Source organism: Rahnella sp. Larv3_ips (assembly GCF_003697865.1).
In the GTDB taxonomy this organism is placed as follows: domain Bacteria; phylum Pseudomonadota; class Gammaproteobacteria; order Enterobacterales; family Enterobacteriaceae; genus Rahnella; species Rahnella rivi.
Genome location: NZ_MJIB01000008.1, coordinates 13,784 through 37,066, shown reverse-complemented (window position 1 = coordinate 37,066; position 23,283 = coordinate 13,784). Strand labels below are relative to the sequence as shown.

At 50.7% G+C, this 23,283-nt stretch carries 17 protein-coding genes and 2 pseudogenes; 10 read left to right on the top strand and 9 right to left on the bottom strand.

The features are described from left to right. Positions 1-12 precede the first annotated feature (12 nt). Positions 13-702, bottom strand: a complete 690-nt coding sequence (gene proQ, locus ED901_RS13390; protein WP_122096202.1) for an RNA chaperone ProQ — start codon at positions 700-702, stop codon at positions 13-15. Positions 703-797: 95 nt separating this feature from the next. After that, positions 798-1,295 carry a GAF domain-containing protein gene (locus ED901_RS13385; protein ID WP_122096201.1) on the bottom strand — a complete coding sequence of 166 codons (498 nt, stop codon included), beginning with the start codon at positions 1,293-1,295 and terminating at the stop codon, positions 798-800. Between the two features lie 255 nt (positions 1,296-1,550). On the opposite strand from ED901_RS13385, the gene yebS reads away from it, so the two are divergent. From yebS to ED901_RS13360, 5 genes are all read left to right on the top strand, one after another. Further along, a complete protein-coding gene (yebS, locus tag ED901_RS13380) occupies positions 1,551-2,798 on the top strand; it encodes a membrane integrity lipid transport subunit YebS (protein ID WP_056773397.1) in 1,248 nt (415 codons plus the stop codon). Further along, complete coding sequence (locus ED901_RS13375; protein ID WP_122096200.1) at positions 2,767-5,397, top strand: PqiB family protein; 2,631 nt, start codon at positions 2,767-2,769, stop codon at positions 5,395-5,397. Before yebS ends, ED901_RS13375 begins: the two co-directional genes overlap by 32 nt. 130 nt (positions 5,398-5,527) lie before the next feature. Next, the gene (rsmF, locus tag ED901_RS13370; protein WP_256370285.1) at positions 5,528-7,006 is read left to right on the top strand and encodes a 16S rRNA (cytosine(1407)-C(5))-methyltransferase RsmF; all 1,479 of its coding nucleotides are present in this window, start codon (positions 5,528-5,530) and stop codon (positions 7,004-7,006) included. A gap of 360 nt (positions 7,007-7,366) precedes the next feature. Continuing rightward, on the top strand, positions 7,367-9,088 hold the full coding sequence (locus ED901_RS13365; protein ID WP_056773390.1) for a diguanylate cyclase: 1,722 nt from the start codon (positions 7,367-7,369) through the stop codon (positions 9,086-9,088). A gap of 210 nt (positions 9,089-9,298) precedes the next feature. Next, a complete protein-coding gene (locus tag ED901_RS13360; RefSeq protein ID WP_056773387.1) occupies positions 9,299-9,541 on the top strand; it encodes a DUF1480 family protein in 243 nt (80 codons plus the stop codon). 44 nt (positions 9,542-9,585) lie between these two features. Here ED901_RS13360 and ED901_RS13355 read toward each other — a convergent pair whose 3' ends face one another. The 4 genes from ED901_RS13355 to ED901_RS13340 form a co-directional block, all read right to left on the bottom strand. Continuing rightward, entirely contained in the window at positions 9,586-10,236 is a 651-nt protein-coding gene (locus ED901_RS13355) for a C39 family peptidase (RefSeq protein ID WP_122096198.1), read from the bottom strand. Positions 10,237-10,326: 90 nt separating this feature from the next. Next, complete coding sequence (locus ED901_RS13350; protein ID WP_056779198.1) at positions 10,327-10,719, bottom strand: ASCH domain-containing protein; 393 nt, start codon at positions 10,717-10,719, stop codon at positions 10,327-10,329. 97 nt (positions 10,720-10,816) lie between these two features. After that, the gene (locus ED901_RS13345; RefSeq protein WP_122096197.1) at positions 10,817-13,657 is read right to left on the bottom strand and encodes a WG repeat-containing protein; all 2,841 of its coding nucleotides are present in this window, start codon (positions 13,655-13,657) and stop codon (positions 10,817-10,819) included. Further along, positions 13,657-16,419: a WG repeat-containing protein gene (locus ED901_RS13340; protein WP_122096196.1), complete on the bottom strand. Its 2,763-nt coding sequence runs from the start codon at positions 16,417-16,419 to the stop codon at positions 13,657-13,659. Before ED901_RS13340 ends, ED901_RS13345 begins: the two co-directional genes overlap by 1 nt. 513 nt (positions 16,420-16,932) lie before the next feature. Here ED901_RS13340 and ED901_RS13335 point away from each other — a divergent pair. Further along, positions 16,933-17,190, top strand: a complete 258-nt coding sequence (locus ED901_RS13335; protein WP_056779210.1) for a DUF1883 domain-containing protein — start codon at positions 16,933-16,935, stop codon at positions 17,188-17,190. A gap of 308 nt (positions 17,191-17,498) precedes the next feature. Next, positions 17,499-18,677 (top strand): M20 aminoacylase family protein, encoded by a 1,179-nt coding sequence (locus tag ED901_RS13330; RefSeq protein WP_122096195.1) that lies wholly within the window; start codon positions 17,499-17,501, stop codon positions 18,675-18,677. 12 nt (positions 18,678-18,689) lie between these two features. Here ED901_RS13330 and ED901_RS13325 read toward each other — a convergent pair whose 3' ends face one another. Both ED901_RS13325 and ED901_RS13320 read right to left on the bottom strand, forming a co-directional pair. Continuing rightward, a complete protein-coding gene (locus ED901_RS13325; protein ID WP_122096194.1) occupies positions 18,690-19,388 on the bottom strand; it encodes an extensin family protein in 699 nt (232 codons plus the stop codon). 263 nt (positions 19,389-19,651) lie between these two features. Next, entirely contained in the window at positions 19,652-19,870 is a 219-nt protein-coding gene (locus tag ED901_RS13320) for a hypothetical protein (protein ID WP_056779223.1), read from the bottom strand. Positions 19,871-20,451: 581 nt separating this feature from the next. Between ED901_RS13320 and ED901_RS13315 the strand changes: the two genes are divergently transcribed. Beyond that, positions 20,452-22,110 carry a methyl-accepting chemotaxis protein gene (locus ED901_RS13315; protein ID WP_122096193.1) on the top strand — a complete coding sequence of 553 codons (1,659 nt, stop codon included), beginning with the start codon at positions 20,452-20,454 and terminating at the stop codon, positions 22,108-22,110. A 165-nt stretch (positions 22,111-22,275) separates the two neighbouring features. On the opposite strand, the pseudogene ED901_RS25420 reads toward ED901_RS13315, so the two are convergent. Continuing rightward, a pseudogene (locus ED901_RS25420) lies at positions 22,276-22,950 on the bottom strand (phage portal protein); the annotation flags it as partial. A 50-nt stretch (positions 22,951-23,000) separates the two neighbouring features. Between ED901_RS25420 and ED901_RS13305 the strand changes: the two are divergent. Together ED901_RS13305 and ED901_RS25415 are read left to right on the top strand one after the other, a co-directional pair. Continuing rightward, positions 23,001-23,210, top strand: coding sequence for a phage holin (locus ED901_RS13305; protein WP_056779250.1), 210 nt, complete (start codon positions 23,001-23,003; stop codon positions 23,208-23,210). Next, a pseudogene (locus ED901_RS25415) lies at positions 23,191-23,283 on the top strand (lysozyme); the annotation flags it as partial. The gene ED901_RS13305 and the pseudogene ED901_RS25415, both read left to right, overlap by 20 nt.

Genomic DNA, 23,283 nt, shown 5'->3' with positions numbered 1-23,283 from the left:
TTGGCCTCCGTATCAGAACTGCAAGTGTTCTGCGCGCACGATCATCGCCAGACCCGAAGAGAGTTGAACGCGAACACCGTCTTTGGCAATTTCCAAAACGGTAGCATCCATCGCACTCTGTCCTGCTCTGACTTTGATTTCCTGGCCAATTTGCAGTTTTGAAATGTCTGTTACTGGCACATGACGCGGTTCACGTTTTTCCTCACGCGGTGGACGAGGTGTACGTGGTTTGCGATTTTCCTGACCAGCCACAGCAGCGGGCGCATTTTCACGACGCGGCGCAGGCTTTTTAGCGGCCGGACGTGGACGGCGTGGCTCAGCGGTTTCACCGGCTTCACGACGTTTAGCCTGTTGTTCTGCACGTTGTGCCTGAACGCGGGCTTTTGCTTCTTCCAACTGTTTACGGGCATGTTCGACGTGCTGCTCTTCCAGTACGCCACATGAATTACCATCAAGGTCGACGCGTTCAGCGCCCACTTTAACGCCGTAGAGATAGCGCCAGCTTGAGGTATACAGACGCAGAGCAGAGCGTAACTGAGTTTTGCTCAGATTCTCTTCACCTTGCACGCGCTCGACCAAATCCGCAAAGATACCGATCTTTAATGGGCGTGCTTCGCCTTCGGCGGTAAAACAGAGCGGGAACCGCTCAGCCAAAAAGGCGATGACTTCTTTACTACTGTTCAACTTAGGTTGATTTTCCATGAAATTTCCTGATTACAACGGGTTTGCCAACCGGCGCAGGCATGAACAGGCGCCATTATAATGACGCCATTATTAAATGCCACGTTATCCGACGATCAACTTGCGATCAGATTGACATATTTTTCAGCATCACTGTTTTCAAGATGCTGGCAAAGCCCGCTGACTAACTCTGTCAGCCCCAGCTCATCAGCTTCATCAAAGCGCTGATAAACGGTGCTATCAATGTCTAATACGCCAATAACCGTCCCTTTCACCGTAATAGGCAGAACGATTTCGGCATTACTTGATGCGTCACATGCAATGTGGCCCGGGAAGGCGTGGACATCGCCCACGCGCTGAACGGTATTTTCCGCCACTGCGGTACCGCATACGCCTTTTCCTACCGGAATACGCACACAGGCAATTTTACCCTGGAATGGGCCGAGTACCAGTGTGGTGCCGTCCATCAGATAAAAACCTACCCAGTTGACGCCTTCAAGACGTTCAAACAGTAAGGCACTGGTGTTCGACAGAGTGGCAATAAAATTGTTCTCTCCGGCGATCAACGCGCTCAAATCACGTTTTAATTCCGTGTAGAATGCTTCTTTATTCATGTAGTAACCAATAATAACCTAAGGGCATTGAGCCGTTCTGGTGTGCTTAACCTCTCTAAAATAAGCATTAATTGCCCATATGAAAAGATTAATCCTGTGTGACATCAAAAAGACTCACCTACAATAACTGTTTGCCGACCGCATAATACGTTATTTTGTCAAAAAAACCTGGCTGATCTTGGCCTGATGGCCTCGCCTGCCCCCCTGAGGGGATGCGTAATTGTAACAACAGGTATTCTTACTACTCCAGGTACTATGAAAATACACACGATATCAGCCCAGATCCCGCAAGTTCGCTACCAACGCTGTAGCGAATGCGATCATCTTTTTTCGCTTCCGGCGCTGAAACGCACACAGACTGCACATTGCCCGCGCTGCAATGCCAAAGTCGAAAAGGGCCGGGTTTGCTCCTTGCCCCGTCTGATCACTATTGCCATCAGCATCTTATTGCTGATGCCTTTCGCATTCACCGAACCGCTGATCAGCATCCGTCTGTTGGGCACCCGTATAGACGCCAGCCTGCTCGAAGGCATCTGGCAAATGTCGCGTCAGGGCGATCCGGTCACAGCCAGCATGGTGGCGTTTTGCACCATTGGCGCACCGCTCACGCTGGCCCTCTCCATCCTTTATCTGCATTTTGGCAGCAAACTCGGCATGAATCTCAAACCCGTGCTGCTGATGCTCGATCGCCTGAAAGACTGGGTCATGCTCGATATTTACCTGGTGGGCATGGCCGTCGCCAGCATCAAGGTGAAAGAATATGCCGATATCAATGTCGGCGTGGCGCTGGCCGCGTATCTGATGATGACGGTAATGGTCACGCTGACCATGATAAATCTTAATATCGAACAGCTGTGGGAAGAGTTTTATCCGCAGCGCCAGCCTAAAGGTGTGCCTTCGTCGCTGCGTCTGTGTTTATCCTGCAAATTCACCGGTCAGCCCGATGAACGTGGACGGTGTCCGCGTTGCCATACGCCAATGCGTGTGCGTTATAAACACAGCCTGCAAAAAGCCTGGGCTGCGCTGATTGCAGCGATGATCTTTTTGATTCCCGCGAACCTGTTGCCCATTTCGATTATTTACGCCAACGGTCAGCAGTTGAAGGACACCATTTTTTCTGGCGTAGTGTCGCTCGCCACCTCAGGAAATGTTCCGATCGCCGCGATTGTATTTATCGCCAGCGTGCTGGTGCCCTTTACGAAAGTTATCGTGATGCTGACGCTGCTGCTCAGCATCCATTTCAAAGCGATTCAGGGACTGAAAACGCGCATTCGTTTATTACGGCTGGTGACCTGGATCGGACGCTGGTCGATGCTCGATTTGTTTGTAATTTCATTGATGATGTCGCTGGTAAATCGTGACCAGCTTTTGTCATTTACAATGGGACCGGCCGCCTTTTACTTTGGCTCCGCCGTGATCCTGACCATTCTTGCCGTTGAATGGCTTGATAGCCGCTTGATTTGGGATGCACATGCAACAGGAAACGCCGAATACACCGACTGAAGCACGGATAAAACACAGACGCCGGATTTCACCTTTCTGGCTGCTGCCGTTTATCGCCTTACTGATCGCCGGGTGGCTGATTTACAGCAACTTTCAGGAACGCGGCACAACAGTCACCATCGACTTCCAGTCTGCCGCAGGGATTGTGGCGGGCCGTACGCCTGTGCGTTATCAGGGTGTCGAAGTCGGGACGGTTGAATCCATCAGCCTGACCAAGGATCTGCGCACCATTCAGGTGAAGGTGAGCATCAAAAGTGATCTCACTGATGCGCTGCGCGATGGCACGCAATTCTGGCTGGTCACCCCGAAAGCGTCGCTTGCAGGGGTTTCCGGCCTGGATGCACTGGTCGGCGGTAATTACATCGGCATGATGCCAGGGCCGGGTAAAGAGAAAGACCATTTTGTGGCGCTTGATACGCAGCCTAAATTCCGCCTCAATACCGGCGAACTGATGATTCATTTGCACGCCAAAGATCTGGGCTCACTGAGTACCGGTTCGCTGGTGTACTACCGTAAAATTCCGATCGGTAAAGTTTACGATTACGATATTGAAAGCGGTAATAACGGCGTGACGATTGATCTGCTGATCGATAAACGTTTTGCCAATCTGGTAAAAGACAACACCCGTTTCTGGAACGTCTCAGGTTTCAAAGGTGATTTCAGCCTCAGCGGTGCGAAAGTACAGATGGAAAGTCTGGCAGCACTGGTGAACGGCGCCATTTCAATGGATTCACCTAACGAAGGTAAACCTGCAAAAGCCGATCAGTCTTATGTCCTTTATCCCGATCTGGCGCAAAGCCAGCGCGGTGTAGAAATCGATCTGGATCTGCCGAATGGCAATGGTCTGTCGGAAGGCCAGACACCTCTGATGTACCAGGGGCTTCAGGTCGGTACGCTGACCAAAATCACCCTGCAGGCGGACAGCAAAGTCACCGGTAAACTGACCGTCGACCCGTCTGTGCTGGATATGATCCGCACCGGCACGCGCATTGAAATGAACAGCCCGCGCATCAGCCTTAACAATGCCAATCTGAGCCAGTTGCTCACCGGCAACACGCTCGAACTGATCCCAGGCGAAGGTGAACCGCAGAAGCATTTCGTGGTGCTGGACAGTAACCGCAAGCTGCTTCAGGACCCCGGCACCGTCAAAGTTCAGCTGATTGCTCCGCAAAGCTACGGCATTGACGCCGGGCAGCCGATCAAACTGTATGGCATCACGGTCGGACAAGTGATGGATCGTAAACTGACCGACGAAGGCATCCTGTTTAACGCCGCCATCATGCCGGAATACAAAGACCTGCTGCATAAAGACAGTAAGTTTGTGGTCAACAGCCGCGTGGATGTCAAACTGGGTATCGACGGAATGGAAGTGCTCGGCGCCAGCGCTCAGGAGTGGGTAGATGGCGGTGTACGCATCATTCCGGGCACCAAAGGCGCACCGGCGCAGAAATACCCGCTTTACAGCAACGCCGAAAAAGCGGCCGAAGGTATTCAGGGTGAGCAACCCGGCGCAACGCTGACGCTGACCGCGAAAAGCCTGCCAGACGTACAAACCGGCTCTGTGGTGCTCTACCGTAAATTCCAGGTCGGTGAAATCGTTAATGTTCGCCCGAAGGCCAATGAATTCGACGTGGACGTTTACATCCAGCCGCAGTATCGCAACTTGCTCACAGATAAAAGTATTTTCTGGGCAGAAGGCGGCGCGAAGGTTCAGCTCAACGGCAGCGGTTTGACCGTTCAGGCTTCACCGCTCGATCGCGCATTAAAAGGCGCCATTAGCTTCGATAATCTGGAAGGCGTGACGCTGACCAAAGGTGCGAAACGTAATCTGTATGACTCCGAAACCTCAGCCCGCGCTGTCGGCAGCCAGATCGTTCTCAATACCTACGATGCCAGCAAACTGTCGCCGGGGATGCCGCTGCGTTATCTCGGTATCACTATCGGTCAGGTCGAATCATTGAAACTGGATCAGCAACTGAATCAGGTGGCGGCCAAAGCGGTGCTGTATCCGGAATATGTCGATGCGTTTGCCCGTCGCGGCTCGCGCTTCTCGATTGTCTCACCTGAGATTTCTGCCGGTGGCGTCAGCAATCTGGATACACTGCTCCAGCCCTACATCAATGTGGAAGCGGGCAAAGGCGCACCGACGCGCAACTTTGACTTGCAGGAATCAACCATAACCGATTCCCGTTATACCGACGGATTAGGGATTGTGGTCGATGCCGCCGAAGTCGGTTCGCTGCAAATTGGTACGCCGGTGCTGTTCCGCGGTATCGAAGTGGGTACCGTTTCCGGCTTATACCTTGGCGCGATGGCTGACAGGGTGAACGTCACACTGCGGATCAGTAAGAAGTATCAGTATCTGGTGCGGGCAAACACGGTCTTCTGGCTGGCATCCGGGTATGACCTGCAATTCGGTCTGACCGGCGGCGTGTTCAAAAGCGGCACATTCCAGCAGTTCATTCGTGGCGGAATCGCCTTCGCAACGCCACCGACGACACCTCTGGCACCGAAAGCCGCAAGCGGCAATCACTTCCTGCTTAATCCGGAGGCGCCGAAAGACTGGCAGGACTGGGGAACCGCAATCCCAAGAAACTGATCGCCCCCTCACGCACACAGGCCACCTTCGGGTGGCCTGTTCATTTTGGTCAGTCGCACCTGCCGTTCATCGGGTGTAAATATGCTAGACTCCGTCGCTGGAAAACTTATTCAGTTCTGGAACCGCACTCTTGTCAAAACTCACCACCACCGGCGCCTTCGCCGATAAATTACCCGCCGCCTTTCTCGATGCGACCCGCGCGATCATGCCTGAAAACCTCAGCATGGAAGATTTCATTGCAGCCTGTCAGCGCCCTCTTCGCCCAAGCCTGCGGGTCAATACGCTAAAAATCAGCGTGGCGGCATTTCTCGAACTGGCCGCCAGCTATCAGTGGGAATTAGAACCGGTGCCCTGGTGCGGGGAAGGTTTCTGGATCAACCGTCATGCTCTGGATGAATCACGCTTAGGCAACGCGCTCGCGCACCTTGCCGGGCTTTTCTATATTCAGGAAGCCAGTTCCATGCTGCCGGTCACCGCGCTTTTTGCCAACGACACCCAACCCGTGCTGGTGATGGACGTTGCCGCTGCGCCCGGTTCAAAAACCACGCAAATCGCCGCACTGATGAATAACCAGGGCGGCATAGTTGCCAACGAATATTCTGCCAGCCGCGTCAAAGTGCTGCATGCCAACGTCAGCCGCTGCGGCGTCAGCAATACCGCGCTGACCCATTTTGACGGCCGTGTGTTTGGTGCCGCCCTGCCGGAAACGTTCGATGCGATTTTGCTGGATGCGCCCTGCTCTGGCGAAGGCGTGATCCGTAAAGATGCGGATGCAATGAGTAACTGGTCGCAGGCCAGCGTTCTGGAAATTGCAGCCACCCAGCGCGAACTTATCGACAGCGCGTTCCATGCATTAAAACCGGGTGGCGTTCTGGTGTATTCCACCTGCACCCTCAACGCGCAGGAAAATCAGCAGGTTTGTCAGTGGTTACTTGATACTTATGCGGATGCCGTTGAAGTGGAAACGCTTGAACACTTATTTACTGACGCATCGAAAGCCGTTACCCCGCAAGGTTACCTGCACGTATTCCCTCAGGTTTATGACAGCGAGGGGTTCTTTGTCGCGCGCTTTCGTAAAACAGATTCCGTCCCACGTCTGCCGGTGCCCGGCTATAAAGTAGGCCGTTTTCCTTTCTCTCCTATGTCACGTCAGGAGAGCGCAGAGATCGTGAATGCAGCGCAACTGTCCGGCCTGCGCTGGCCGGAAAAACAGTTCACCTTGTGGCAGCGTGATAAAGAAATCTGGTTGTTCCCGGCCGTGCTGGAACCGCTGTTTGGTAAAGTCCGCTTCTCGCGTATCGGCCTGCGTCTGGCAGAACGTTTCCCGAAAGGTTTCCGCTGGCAGCATGAGGCCGTGATCGCTTTCAGCGCCGCGGATGCGGTGAATCGTTTTGAGATAAATGATGAACTGGCGCAAAACTGGCTGCGTGGCGTGGATATCTACCCTGACACTGCACCCCCGAAAGATGAATGTCTGGTGACCTGGCATGCGCAACCGCTCGGTCTGGCGAAGCGGATTGGCAGCAGAATCAAAAATAGTTTGCCGCGCGAACTGGTCAGAGATGGCGCCATCCGCCATCTGAATTTGCCGAACGATCAGTTAACGTGATTGTTGCTAAAGTTTACTGCGCCAGAAGATCACCCTGCTGGCGCAGAATATTCTCTTTATACTTTTCTAAAAACAGCAAAATCCCCCAAAGACGCACTTTAGTTAATACTCCTTACTCATCCCTTTAAGTGAACTTCTGAGAGCTAATCTCATGAATCAAATGCATGATAAAAATTTAATCCTGCAAATCTTTGATATGAAGCTATTTTATCTATTAAGGTTTATTGAATTATAAGTAGGAATAATCCTAGCCTGCCATGTATTATTGCCCTCAAGATAACATTGCTAGTGATATATCATTTTTCTAAATGAATCATAGTGCCTGATGTTGAGTAAAGAGCTGCCAGTCGGAGAAGTATCATGTCGGATGAAATGAAACTCGAATCAGCAGATGGACTGCTTTTACAGGAAATGGCCAGTCTGCGGGATATCATCGATAACAATTCTGACTGGATTTGGGAAGTCGATGCACAAGGACGTTACGTATTTTCCTCGAATAAATGCATCGAGTTTCTGGGAGTCCCGCCTGAAGACGTTATAGGTAAAACCCCGTTCGACTTTATGCCGCCAGACGAAGCGAAACGTGTGGGCGAACAATTTGCCGCCATCGTTGAACGGCGCGCGCCCTTCGGCGGATTGCTTAACCGTAATATCCGCCCGGATGGAACGGAAGTTATTCTCGAAACCAGCGGTGTGCCACTGTTTGACCCCGACGGCAATTTCCGGGGCTATCGCGGCATCGACCGCAATCTGACCACACTGGATCAGGCTCCCGGACAACGTCTTTTTCAGCTGGAATCCATCTACTCGAACGCGCCTGTTGGGCTGTGCTTCATCGATCTGCACATGCGATATGTGACGGTGAATGACGCCATGGCAAATATTATTGGCCTGCAACCTTTTGAAGCCATTGGCCGCAAAGTCGGTGTTTTCCTGCCCGGCCTGTCGCCGTTGCTCAACAACGCACTGGAACTGGCGCAGCGCAACGAGCATACACCGGACAGAGAATTTTCGGTTCCGGGCAAAAATCAGGTGTTCTTCGTGCGCATTAAAGCCGCTTACGACGGACAAAATCAGCTGAACGGACTGTCTGTGGCGATGACTGACATCACCAGCCTGAAGCGAATGGAGAAGGCTTTGCGGGAAAGTCAGGAGCATTACCGCAATATGGTCGAGCTGAACCCGCAAATTCCGTGGACCGCTGATCCGCGCGGCATGCTCAATGACGTCAGTTCACGATTTCAGCGCATAACGGGCATGACCCGTCAGGATATTCTGGCCGATAAGTGGATCCAGAGCATGCATGTGGAAGATCGTCGTGGCGCGGTTCAAACCTGGGAACAATGCCTGAAAACCGGTGCACCGCTGGATATCGAAGTGCGTTTTTGCCATGTGGATCGCGGCTGGAACTGGATGCGCATTCGCGCGGCAGCCAGTTATGCACCGGATGGCTCAATCCAGCGCTGGTACGGCACGGCGGAAGATGTTCACGAGCGCAAGCTGCTGGAACTGAAACTGGTCAAGGCTAACCGCCGTCTGGAAATTCAGGCCCGTACAGATTCACTGACCAAATTGCCCAACCGCCGCGAATTCAAAAAAGTGCTCAGTCACGAATACATGCGTTCCAAGCGCAACCGCACGCCGTTGACCGTTGTGATGATTGATATCGATTATTTCAAACATTTCAACGATCACTACGGGCACTTATCGGGCGATGCCTGTCTGCGTCTGGTCGCCCGCACATTGCGTAAATCGTTAAAACGCAGCACGGACGTGGTCACGCGATTCGGCGGCGAAGAGTTTGCCGCGATCCTCCCCGATACCGATTTGAAAGGTGCCTGGATCGTCGCGCAGCACATCATGGAATCCATTGAAGCGCTGGGCATCAAGCACAGTTTCAGCGAATTTAACCGGGTGACCATCAGCCAGGGCATTGCGACCTATATGCCCGATCAGGATCCCGGCCTTGACGATCAGTCCGATATCGTCAGCGCTGCCGATGAAGCCTTATATTTGTCGAAAAATAACGGCCGCAATCAGATCAATGCCATGCCGGTTTCTGTGAGATTTAACCCGCTTTAACCTGCTGAAAATGCCGGAACGTCTTACTGACGCACCGGCATTTCTCCTCCTTGCTCTCAGCACGTCTCATGAGATTCATCCCACTTCTTCCCTGCTTGAAAATTTCTTATGGCGCTTTTTGTGCTCTCGACTATTCTCAAGTAAGGGCGATCAACTGGTCGTACCTGATCCTGTTCAAATCACTGGCTTTAATCTGGCAAGGAGTACCTGATGGGAAAATCGATTATACGAATTGGCAGTTATGAAATAGATGATGCGCAGTTATCAACACCTGAAGCAAAAGGCGGCGATAAGGTTCATATCCCCTGCAAATCAGATCCTGATTTATGCATGCAACTGGATGCCTGGGACGATAACACCAGCGTACCGGCGATTCTGGATGGCCGTCATTCCGTGTTGTACAAAGAAAAATATGACAAACAGAATGACGAATGGATCATGAGACTGGAGTGACACAGCATGGCGAACGGGACGTTGTTCGCCATGCCGCTATGCGGTCACTTAGCGGCAGCCACCAGTGAAATACCCCGTCCGGCAAAAAAGCGTGAGAATGCATCAACGGACAGCGTAACGTCCTGCTGAGAAGAGATATCGTGGCCGGAAGGATTATGAAACGTTACAGACTGCGCGTCAGCCCGGGTAACAAGAACCAGATGCCCCCCTTTATGCGGCGGCAATGACTCAGGTTTACGGATTGACGGATGCACCGACGCGATAAAAAAACGGTGATTTTCCAGCTCACCGGCAATATCTTTAGCGGATATTCCGACTTTCACCTGCGCACTCAGCGATAACTCCTTCCTCACGAACTCTACAAAGGGCGCATAAATCAGGCCTTTGATATTTTCGCCATCCCGCACATAAGCGCCATACGGCAAACTTTTCTGAGTCAGATTTAATATCGGCACTACGTTGCCCGACGTTGCTGCCAGTACCATTTTCAGACAACACATTCCGCAGACATGGTTAGCCCACTCGATAAACTCTTCCTGTGAAGATGCCCCGGATTCACGCCATAGCGTCACTTCCGAAAGCGAAATCTCCCCGGCAATGATCCCCGCAGCAGCATCAGGATCTTCCCATTGGCTGAAATAAGGGATCACAGATTGGGTAGAAAATGCATTCTGAAAAGCAGACTTTGCAGACATAACGGTTTCCTGAGCGAGATGCGGATGAACAAGAGGGGGAATCGCTGAGTGATGGATATTCAGGCCCGTAAAGGGCCTGAACGGAAAATATTAGAATTTTTCCACCAGCTTAAATTTCATCAACAACAACGGCATGGTGGGCTCGAACATTTCATACTCTTCAAAGAAACGCTGATGCTCTGTGCGCCAGTAGGCCAGCGTACGGTCGCCTTCACCTTCTTCCCAGGCGTGTTGCTCAGTCACCTGGTCGAAAGGCACCTGCTTCACGTCAGTCAGCTGAACGGCGCAGACAGGATTGTTGCGGCCATCAACCACAACAAAGATCTCACCGGCTTCAGGCTCCGGGTCATCATCGAGGTTTGAACAGGTCGCTGTTTTTGTGCCGTCGATAACGCGCTTTGCCAGTTCATCTGCGGATGATTCAGTATCACCAAAAGACCAACGTTCTGCGTCCCTGTATTTTAATGGGATCTGCGGGATCATAATTTATCCTTTCAATTGAGATAGTTCACAACGATTACCTGTAAACATTAGCACAAAAAAACCCGCCGAAGCGGGTTTCAGTCAGAGAAGGTATCGGCTATTTCGTACAGTTTTCTGGCATAACCGGCGGCCACTGTCTTGTACTTCCCGCTGCGTACAAGACCGAAATACCACATTCTTTATCGATACGCGCCAGAGGCTTACCGGTTTTATCAATCATCATCGACATCACCGGCGTCGACACCACGGCAACGCCGCTGTCAAACGGGGAAACGGCACTGAACACCGGCGGAATTGCAAAGTTGCCTTGTGCATCAACAAAACCATAACCCTGATCGATACGCGCAAATGCCAGGCCATCAACCGGCAATCCTAAATCGGTAAATGAGACACCGTCAGTCGGTTTTCCTTGCGCATCAATCCAGGTTTTCCTGCCGTCAGCGCGGGTCAGCACAGCGTGGCCGTCGGTCATCCTGCTGGCAAAACCCTGAACCGTCAGCACCAGCTTGCCCGTACTGTCAACATAACGGGTGGCAGGCTCATCGTCCTGCGGATCATAAGAGACAGACCAGGCGCTGCCCGCCGGCAGTACCCATTTACCTTCCGGCATGGCAGCGATGCGTGCACCTTTATCATCAATTAACTCAGCGCCCGCTGGCGTTGAACGCAACGCGCGCCCCTGCCCGAAAGCAGAGCCTTCGGACACCGGGACAGGCTGAATTTGCCACTCACCCTGAGCCGTCAGGTAGCCTTGCTGTGGCTGACGGGAAAGTTTCACCCAATCGCCAAGCGCGCTGATATGTGTTTGCTGTTCGTGAAGCTGAACATTTCCTTTGGCATCCAGTAACCAGGACTGACCCGCCGCTGACGTCGCCAAAATGCGGCCATCACTGAACTGGGTGACGGATAATCCTGCAACAGGGGAAATACGTGTCTGGGTATCATTGCCGATGATTTCAGCGATAGTGCTTGATTCAGGTTGATCAGCCACAGCTGGCTGAGTAAGCAACCACAATGCGGCATTGATACGCTTAACCTCCGCATACTTTGGCTGGACCAGCACTTTACCCTGAGCGTCGACAATGCCCCATAAACCGTCTGGCATCTGTACTTCAGCCTGATTATTAGCGAAATTGCCGACACTTTTGTACGCGGGTTGCGAAATGTTTTTTTGACTGTTCGCGTCAAAAATCCCCCACAGCGCGCCTTCCGCAGCCGTCTCATGGTAACGGAACCAGCCGTTGCCAACAGATTCCAGCTCGAACACATCCGGCAGGCCATAGTGTTTGCCAGCGTGATCCATTGCCGTCAGCTTGCCGTCCAGATAATCCAGCGCATAACCGTTTACAAACGGAGAAATATTGTCTTCCGCCAGTGGGATCAGCGTTTTGCCCTGGGCATCCACCACGCCGGTGCCCCCGGCGGTTCGCACAATAAACTGACCGACATTTTGGCTGCTGTCAGCAGGCTGTATATCCAGCCATTTGGTTTCAATCTGAAGTGAACCATCTGAACGCAGGAAACCCGCACCGGCATTGCCCGAATCATTCTCTGGGCGAATTAAGGCCAACGGAGATTGCGCGCCGGCAGGCTCCGAACCGGCGTTCAGAGGCTCAATGCGGCTGTCGCCAAGGGCACTGAGGCTTTTCTGATTCAGCAGCGCCTTACCGGAAGCATCAACGACGTTTAACACGTCGCCCTGTTCATCACGTAGCCACAGGCGATGATCAATCACTTCAGCACTGGCGATTTGTGCCAGCCATCCGACATTTTGTGCCCCGCCGATCATGCCGCCTGATGGCGCCACGATGGTGTTCACTTTCTTCTGCTCACCTTTGGTCAGCACTAAAAACTCACCGGTATTTTGCCCCAGAGGCTGGCTGGCAGCAGGCACCGTCAGCGGCTGTTTGCGCCCTGGAACAAAGACCGTTAACGCTTCTTTGCCCGATGGATTCAGAACATAGTCACCTGACACCTGCAATGCAGACGCCCCGGCTTCGCTAAATGTCGCGATGACAGCGGCTGAATTATCGAGCAACTTAATGCCATCGGCAGTTTTAGCCAGCCAGAATGCGCCGGTTTCTTCACTGACCGTCAGATATTTCTGCTCATCCTGCACGCCATCTGCGCGGATAAGCGTAATACCGTCGGCATTTTTAGCCAATGCAACAGCAGGATTTCTCGTATCAAGCGTCAGCGCCGAATACTGAGGCTCAACGCGCCAGGCGAGATTCTCGTCAGCAATGCCATAACCTTTGTTTGCATCAAACGCGATGAACAAACCGCTGGCACCAAAAGGCTCGACGATCTCCATTTTGTCCGTCGCGACATGCCGGACACCGTCCGGCGACAGCAAGACACTTTTAAACGAAAGCTGCAAACGCGCAGGAACACCGTCAGTCAGGGTCGCTTCATCAACTAACTCATCAAAAGCTTTACCGGCCTGCGCTCCTTTGCGATCGATCAGTTGCGGTTTGCCCGCGAGCGTCACCACGGCCAGCCCCGACTGTGTGAAAGGCTGAACACTTTCGAAAGTCGGTTGTATCAGCCAGTTGCCGGTCGTATCAATGAAACCCCATTTGCCCTGCTGCTTCGCGGCGGCGGTTCCGTAGTGATAATCCCCGACGTCATCAAAGACGGGCTTAATCACCAACTGGCCCTTATTATCTAAAAAGCCCCAACGGTCACCGCTTGCGTTCTCTGACGGTAAGCGGACGGCGGCCCGCCCTTCGTGAACATCGCGCAGACACTGATTCTGAACCAGAGGCTGCGCATTACGCGCCTGCATTTCAGCCTGAGCCGAGGGTAATGGTGCGAAACAACTGTCGGACTCTGCCGCCATCGCGGGAATTGTTAGTGTCAATAAGGCCAGCGCGCTGGTGGTATGAAACGCACCGAAAAGTGCGCGATGTAACCTTGAAGGTTTACTAACAATCATTAATTGCCTCCGTTACTGCAAGAAGGCGCTTTGGCTGGCCAGAGGTAGGCACCTTTCGTATCAACAATGACACGCTGATTGCAGCGCACTTGTATCTTCGCCTGAACGGCACCCTCTGCGTTCAGCAGGCTGACCACGCCCTTGCCGCCCGCCCACGCATGTTTCTCACTGAAATCGCCTGCCCAGTTAAATTTAGGCAACACTGCAAACCGGCCGGTAGGATTGATGTAACCGAACAAATTACCGTAGGTCGATTTTTTCATGGCGGCGGCGAAGTTATCATTCATCGATCCCACCTGATCAAAATAGGCGCCGATCAGTTTTTTACCCTGCTGATCCACAAACCCGAACAGGCCTTTATTGTCTCGCATTGGGATCACGCCTGAGCTCGCTTTATCTGCCAGCAGACTGTTGAGCCCTGAGAAGCGACGGACTTCATTGCCATCGTTATCGAACAGTACCGTTTCACCGGTAGCGTCATCGTTCATTGCCATACGAACCAGTGAATTCAGCGGTTGTGCCTGGTCAAAACCATCGAGCGGAACGCCGCCGTGATCGTTGATGAGCGTTGTGTTGTTGTCACTTACCGCACGGCTCCAGTTCAGTGGAGAAATGAAGTTAAACTCTGCGGTATACAGTGGCGGGATCTGCCATTCACCCTTGCCGTTAATGGCGCCGAAGTGCGCCGAGAAATTCAGCATCACCCAGTCACCTTTAACGGAGCTTGAGGATGCGACAATGCCTTTGCTCAGAGGCGCACGGCCGGCATCATCGATTAAGGACACGCCACCTTCCGACGGCTTAATCAGCCAGTGATTTTCCCCAACCCGTTGCGGACTGGCAAGCAAGTCAGTGGCCATCGCCTGGCCACTTTGCGCATTATAAAGGGCGAAATGACCGGTCACTGCACCGCGTTCACCGGGCTGATCGTTATCAGAGAAGGTAAACATCCCGTCACCCACATACTGAGGTTTGCCGCTGAGGCTGGCATCCGGTGCAATTGCCCAGGTTCCATCAAGATTAATCACGCCCCAGCCAGCATCTGTCTTCGCCAGCGCATAACCGTCGTCGAAGGATTCAATCTGCAGGTACTGAGGGGCAGCTTTGATGCTTTTGCTGGCAATATCCCAAAGACCCCAGCGCCGTGAATCACCTTCGCCTACCGCGTAATACAACATTCCGGAAGAAAGACGCTGGGCATTCTGTTGAATATCCGCAGGCACATCAACCGCATTGCCGCTGTGGTCGATTAAACGACGGGTCTCTGCTTTGTTGCTGTCGTCCACGGCCCAGGTGTAATCGCCGTTAAACGGGCTGATTTGCGAATAGACCGGCTGGATAATCCATTTCCCTGCTGAATCCACCGCCCCTGTTTTTTTGGTTTGAGTATGGATGATCAGTGGTGACTGAGAGATTGCATTATCAATCGATGCCCACTGCGGGTCCGAGAGCACCGCGCCTTGCGAGGTTAAAATGGCGGGTGGCCTGGCGGCATCTGATGAAGTCAGCACAGCCCATGGCAAAGTCCGCGAGGCATCCTGACTCTCTGCGGGTAATACGGGCGCATCATCCGTCATGACACTGGTCGCCAGCGGTTGCAACTGATAATCCTTTAACGCCGCGAGCGTGGCATCATTGAGCAGCGCTACGCCGTTATTGTTATAGATTTGTATGACCTGCAGCGATTTACCTTCGTTTTGCGTGACCCAAAGTCGGTCACCCTGCTGTAATAACTGAGGTTTGTTGGCTTTCACCGAGACGATCTGATTATCGGCACCAATAATGGTAACGCCCTTACTGCCTTGTCCGATAATGGCATTGCCCCAGACGAGGACATTTTCAGCCTGATCGGCAGGGATATCCTGCACTTTTTCAAGCTTGCTGCTGAGCAGTTGTTTGCCGTTATCGTTCAGGGTCACCAGCCAGCTGCCAGATGACAGCGGGCGGACAGATTTGTACTGCTCTTTGCTCAGGGAAACTCCCTGACGATCAACAAATGTCCAGTCGTTCTTCGTTTTCACCGCAACCACATTGCCGTTAAGCATAGGTTCGTCGCGGGTTTTCAGGATCATCGGATCAATGGCCCATTGACCGTTCTCGTCCAGATAACCCCAAAATCCGTCAGTGGCGGTATCACGTTTTTTCGCCGGAATAAGACCCGATTGCGGTAAATCGAGGGCCATCACGTCATCAGGTAATGCAAGTGATCGATCGGTGGCGGCATTCCATAACGCCGGTGACACCTGAACCTGTACACTTGCCAGCGCCTGACCCTGCGTGAATCCTTTAGTGTCTGAAGAGGCAGCAAAAGGTAAGGTTTTGATGACTTCACCTTTGCGGTTAATCATCGCCAGTCGATTATCAGTCACGACCAGAGCGGTTCCCAGAGCATTGAAATCGGTAGCGCGGGTAAAGCGCGGCTCAATCGCCCAGTTGCCTTTTTTATCGATATAACCGAACTTATCGCCCTTTTTGACGGCGGCGACATCATTAACAAATCCGCTGACTTCGCTGAAGGCGGGTTTAATCACCATATGTCCGCTGGTATCGACATAACCCCATAAAGGTTCACGGGTCAAACTCACCTGAACCGGGGAAAGCCCCTGCTGGAAAGGTAACTGGCAATCTTTTGCCGTATTTGCATTGCCACAAGCCCGTAGCAGCGCATCATCCGCTTGTACCGGCAGGCTAAAAGTCGCGTTCAGAATCAACGCTAATGCACTGAAATTTCTGAAGTGTTTGAATGTTTCGGAGCAAATCATCCGATGCCCTTATGACTGAATGAGATAAGAAAGTGTAGTGCACACTCTTTTCATGACCCGCTAAACAAGCGAGTTAGACGGTAAAAAATCCGATAAGAATCAATTTCAAGCGTGCACACATGCCAGACCTATAGGGTGTCAGCTTGCGAAAGAAAAAGCAGCTATTTTATTACTCTGTAACGAATGAATATCGGCAGTCACTGACGTTCACGATAACCGATGAATGTTACCGCCCCGCTTGCTTCTTTACCCTTTCTTAACCGTGAAAACACATGACACCTTTTTGATGAAGTTTTAAGCACCCTTATTTACAACACATCGATGACTCATTTGAATATCTGATGCGCAATCTCATAACTATTGATTAAGGTCATTATTTCGCCACCTGCAGTCTGCTTTTATAAGTTACAGAACGTTGTGTGACTTACATCACTCCAGAGAGTCCGGCGTAAACCCTGGCAGTGTTCAGTTACGGCGTATTTCAGATACATCACTTTATATTGAGGGACAGTCATGCCAAATGTGCGAGCCAGATTAAGTCTTTTTGGGGGCGACACTGTCGTCATTCGTTGTTCAGAGAAATGCCATATCCATCTCATGTGCGAAAATGACACGGAGCAACAGAACCGCCACTCAGGTTTCGGCGACGTACTGACAGTAAAAGATCAAAACACGGCCTATGTCGGCATCCCTTATAAAGGTATCTGGAATGTCCTCATTGATTCTCAATGTGACTCCCTGGAACATTCGATCACTTACCTCCCTGCCTGATTTCTCAAGCCCTCTTAAATGAATGCCTTTCTGGCAGGTCACTTTTCGCCTGCCAGATATTCCCAAAAGCCTCTCCCGACTGTCCAGAGCGCAAATCATTTTTTGGACGACATCACGTAAAATACTTTAATCTGTTACATCAATTACATAGCGGTATTGAATTGAACATTCCAGATGTTGAACAAACCTTATCAGAGGATTTATTTAGTGATTGCCAGCTCAGATTTGGCATTGCATTCTGTCTGAAGTAACCATGTGGCACCGGTCACGTTGACCGGATATCTCTCAGGCACAGACAGATACTCATAATGACTCATAAAACACTTTGCACCATCGCTGACGTCGCCGATCTCGAGCCGGGACTGCGAGAAATTCGCCAACACCTGCATCAACATCCTGAACTTTCTAACGAAGAAACCGCGACCGCTGCGTTGGTTGCGGATAAATTACGTGCGCTGGGCTATCAGGTGACCACGGGCCTGGGGGGACACGGTGTGGTCGGTTCGCTGACGTCGGGTTCCGGGTCGCGCAGCATCGGCATTCGCGCAGATATGGATGCATTACCTATCGCTGAACGAACTGGCGTGAGTTATGCGAGTCAGTACCCGGGGAAAATGCATGCCTGCGGTCACGACGGACATACCACCATGTTGCTGGGTGCGGCGGAACAGCTGGCCCGAAGCAAAAATTTCTCCGGCACCGTACATTTGATTTTTCAGCCTGCGGAGGAAATCGGCTTTAACAGCGGTGCAGAACGCATGCTGGCAGAGGGGCTGTTTGAGCGTTTTCCGTGCGACGCCGTTTACGGCCTGCACAATCATCCAGGCTACCCGGTTGGGAAAATGATGTTCCGCTCCGGGCCTTTCATGGCGGCCTGCGATACGGTGAACATCACTATTCATGGAAAAGGCGGACATGCTGCACGGCCACATATGGCCGTAGACCCCATTCTGGTTGCGGGCAGCCTGGTGGTTGCTTTGCAGTCGATTGTGTCACGTAGCATTGATCCTAACGAAACGGCGGTAGTCACCATCGGTTCACTGCATTCGGGCCATGCATCAAACGTTATTCCTGAAACTGCTCGCCTGGAAATGAGCGTTCGCTCATTCGATGCCGGAGTTCGTAAGATCCTTGAAGAACGCATCCGCACGTTGGTTGAACATCACGCAACAGGATACGGAGCGCGGGCGGAAATCGAGTATGTTCCGGGTTATCCGGTTTTGGTTAATCACGATCAGGAAACCGCTTTCGCTCTCAGCGTGGCAAAAGAACTGCTGGGGGAAGAGAACGTAATAGACAATTTACCCCCGATTTCTGGCAGTGAGGACTTTGCGTACTTCCTGCAGCAAAAACCGGGATGCTTTTTACGCCTGGGGAATGGAGACAGCGCCGCCCTGCACAATCCGGCGTATAACTTTAACGATCAGAGCCTGACATTTGGGGCAGCCTACTGGACGCGTCTGGTTGAACGGTATTTGGCCGAATAAAGTTCTCATCTATCAACGACAAAAACCAAACCAGCGCATGCCAAGGTGAAAATGATTGGCATGCGCTGCGTTGTAATCCGGCCCTATCGAGTTTCCGAAGTACGGACAGCTTTCTGAAAATAGTGCATGTATAAACTGTGCTTCATCACCGGATTGCGGCCACTGCTTTAAGACTGTCAGTTGCCGGCCATCTTTCAAGCGAAACCCGGCGATATCCAGCGCTTCAGCGGTGGCATGCTCACTCAGCCGGGCATCAGGTTTGCTATAGATATTGCGACAGGCATAACTGCCTAAATGGTCGATGCGTGTAAGCTGTGAACCCAATTTCTCTGATGCCAGCGGTTTGGCAACCTGAGAAACATACATCGCGCTGCTCAGGGCCAGACGACAACTCGCCAGATAACTTGAACTGAGTGCCACATCTCCAAATCCCCTCACCCGCACGGGATTTTCCAGCGGGCACTTTCCCCCCATATTTTCTGCACGAGTAAACTGAATCGCACCGGATGATTGCGCGCGATCAAGCGCATCAAGACAGGCTTGCGGGTTACCGTCGAGACGACGGAGTTTATAGCGTGTAATGAGGTTCGGCGCATCGCTGACAGCCAGTGGCGCGAACGGGTTATAAGCCTGAGGAATACGGTCGCCAAGCCACAGGGCGCAGAGTATGGCGATAATGAAAATAACTATCGTGCCTGTCCAATATCGCATCACATTCCCTTTATCAGGCTTATGTTCCTGTTAAAAAGATAGCGGTTATAAGCTCAATGTAAACCCGCTACTGCACGGGTTACATGTCACCAGGCAAACTTACTTTGCTCTGACATAACCCTACATTCTGTTTGATACCTTAGATTCCGAAGACGAAGTTTCTTCTCCTGTGTCAACCGGGAACTGTCCTTCCCGATGTGTAAGACCCTCGCTTTACCCCTTTCAGCCCGCCCCGAGCGGGCTTTTTTTTGTCCTCAACACGGTCACTCAACTCTAACCACATCAGGGTGCCGTTCACTCGCTGCCTCATGAAAAATATCCCCAAGCCAGCCGGGGATCTCACTCTCAGTCATTTCATCAGGAATGATAATTTCATAAAGCCGCGAGAACTTTCTTTCGGTGATATCCACGCGAAAAACCTGCCAGCCCTCAGGCACTTTTAAAACCCCGAGGTATCTCCCGAAAACATTGTAAATCAACATGCTTCCTCCAATCAGATTCAACCAGGTATGGTTTCAGTAAAGCATAGCTTTGAGAAGCTGTTAATCATCGAGGAGCTTGTAGTAAAGGAAATAGGGTGCGGAGAAGAGTGAGTGATCTCCTTCTGGCAGCTCTGCATGCATTGAGTGCATGATTTCACATTGTGATCGCCCTGCTCACTTCTCCCTGCCACACCCGTGCTGGCGTGGATCAAAACGGATCGCGCAACTGAATAAAAAGCGACCAATAAAGCGGGCAGGCGTGACGGGGATAGCATTGCGCTCTATTAGGAAAATAATTTTCTTTTAGTATTCATTTTTTTAGCCCTTTAAGAACGAGATACAATTAGAAGAGAAAATATTAACATTTCTACACGCTGAAATAATATTCATACTTTTCAACATGAAGGCTTCGTTTATTCATTTTTATTTTTTTAAATCACTAAACATCTCAAGATAAAAATAATATTGCCGATATCATTGTTAGTAAAATATAAAAAAACTATCCTGGCTGTTATATAGCTTATAAAAAATTCGCGGCTTTCTCAGGCGCAGTACAGTATCCAACACTTGAGGTATATAAAGTGAGATTCATAAGAGATATAAAAATACGAACAGCATTAATTACTATTCTCGTTACCTTTTCTTTTTTGTGGACTGGGGCATCATGTTTTGCGTTATACTCGCTTACTGAGTTGAAAGGCGAGCTTAGTCTTACTAATGTTCAGCAGCAAAACGGCGATATCATCAATAATGCCAATGCGCAGTATTATCGTGCTGTCACAGCATTAGAGCGTGCAATGATAGGTTTGGATAAGAATGAAAATGAAGTTTACGATCTAGAATCAAAAGCAGCCCTTATCGAATTAGAAAGTCTTAAAAGTGGACTTAATCAATTTAAAAGCATTAGACATGGAAATCTCGACTCAAACACTGTGAATGCTATATATAACAGCTCGTTATCTCTTTTTAACGATGCTTTATCTCCGATGTACAAGTCAGCGATAGAAAAAAACACAGGTGTTTTCCAGTCTTTAAAAAATGATAAGTATCTTCCACTGAGAAGAAATTTTAGTAGTGCCATTGATAAATACAATCAAAAAATAATGACTCTTAATGCTGAGGCAAATCAGAGGATTACTCAATGGGTTCAATGGTGTCAGTATATACTTATATGTGCTTTGGGCGTGAGTGTTGTAATCATGCTAACGAGCGATCGTTATCTAGCAAACTTTCTCGTTAAACCATTAAATATTGTAAAAGCGCACCTTGAATCTCTGGCATCCGGTAAACTTGACAGCAAGCTTTCTGACCAAGGTAAAAACTGTGTAGGCCAGTTAACTCCTTATATTAATAAGATGCAGACTAACTGGGCTAAAACGGTATACGACATACGAAATAGTGCTGATTCAATTTACAAAGGCTCAAGTGAAATTTCTATTGGAAATACCGATCTTTCATCCAGAACTGAAGAACAGGCTTCAGCACTTGAACAGACTGCTGCCAGCATGGAACAACTTAGCTCAACCGTCCGACACAACGCAGATAATGCAACTCAGGCGAGTACTCTGGCAGATCAGGCAACTCGGGAAGCAAATCAAGGTGGTGATATAGTTAACGATGTTGTATCCACAATGATAAAGATTAATGCAAGCTCACATAAAATCGTCGATATTATTAGCGTGATCAACAGTATCGCTTTTCAAACCAACATCCTTGCACTTAACGCTGCCGTTGAAGCAGCGCGAGCCGGTGAGCAAGGTCGGGGATTTGCGGTCGTTGCAAGTGAAGTAAGAAGCCTTGCACAACGCAGTGGTCAAGCGGCAAAAGAGATTGGAGTGCTCATTAATGAATCGGTCGAGAACATTAAGTCCGGGTCAGAACAAGTTACACTGGCTGGCGGAGCAATGGATAAAATAGTGAGTTCGGTCAGCCGTGTAAATGACATCATGAGCGAGATAGCCGCTGCATCAACTGAACAAAGCAAAGGGATAAGTCAAATTGGTATAGCTGTAGTTCAAATGGACAGTGTTACACAGCAAAATGCCGCACTGGTTCAGCAATCAGCTGCTGCAGCTGCTTCACTGGAAGAGCAAGCACGTCAACTCACAGAAATTGTCTCTGTATTTAAAATAGAATATGAAGCCCCTCTGTCTTCTTCAACAATTCCCGTTATCAGACCTAATATACGAGAAAAAAACACCTTATTAGCCACAGAAACAGGTGGTTGGACCAAGTTCTAATGTTGGGCTCTTCTCTGAACATATGAGAAGAGCCACTCGCACCACTATTTTCATTTGTATATGTTGTATTTATATATATGAAATAAATTGCTGTTAGAAAAAATCACTCTTTATTAATTAGTAAGTGGCAAGTTTATCGTGTCTGAACGATTGAATAAATCACCCTCATATCAAACTCATAGTTAGCAAATGAAATGATTGTGCATATTGAGTTAACATTTTCATTCTCTCCTGTAGCGGCCTCAGTTCATTCCATACGAACACTTGCGCGGCTTTCTCCACCTCCCCAAATCCTCCGTCATTATCAGGAATGATGCCCATCGTCTGTAGCGGTACGCGACGCGCACTTAGCAAGTCATCACGGCTGAATTTCATAATGTTGAAAAATCATCTTTGGTCGCAACTTCACTCAGCGGCAGAATCTGAATGCCGTCTTTCCTGCCGTTCGGTGCCGTACATGAACAGGTTACGGAAGTTACCCAGGCCTTTTGTATCCCTCATAGCCTTGCGCATTGAGTCAATATCACTGCTGCTTTGAGCAGCCAGGCAGAGTTCAGCGCACTCAGGTATTCCGGCAGGCAATAAATCTCCTGGTCAATATCTGGCTCGATCAGGTGAAAGATGCTGCCTGCTGCGAACTGATGCGGTTCTATCTATCCTTGTGCAAACCTGTACGTCCCCCTCTTCCACTCCGCGCCGCATATATTTAGCCGGCGCGACCTCAAAGCGCATCGGTTCGCCAGGCTGGTTACGGATCAGTTCCAGATACGCATTTCCGAACACCAGATAGCCCAGCGCGAATTTGCTGAACTCCTGCTGGCTTAGCGGTGGATGCGGGATATTACTCAGGCCGCAGTCAGTGAAACCGTCTCACTTTGGGACTGATGACCATGGAGCGCATCACCTCGTTTATCTGTTACTGCGTCGCCGTCTTTCTGGCCTGGCTGGGGGGTATGTCTTATCAGGATATCGCCTTTCTGGTGGGTGCCGCCGTCGGCGTCGCGACCTTTCTGGTGAACTGGTACTACCGGCGAAAAACCTATCGCCTGTTGAAAGCAATGGGCATCAGTGGAGAAATCAATGCAGCCATCAATCGTTAGACGCTGCGCCGTCGCCGCTGTCCTGGCGATTGCCGCAATGCTGCCACAAACGCCGACGTTGAAAACGTCCGCA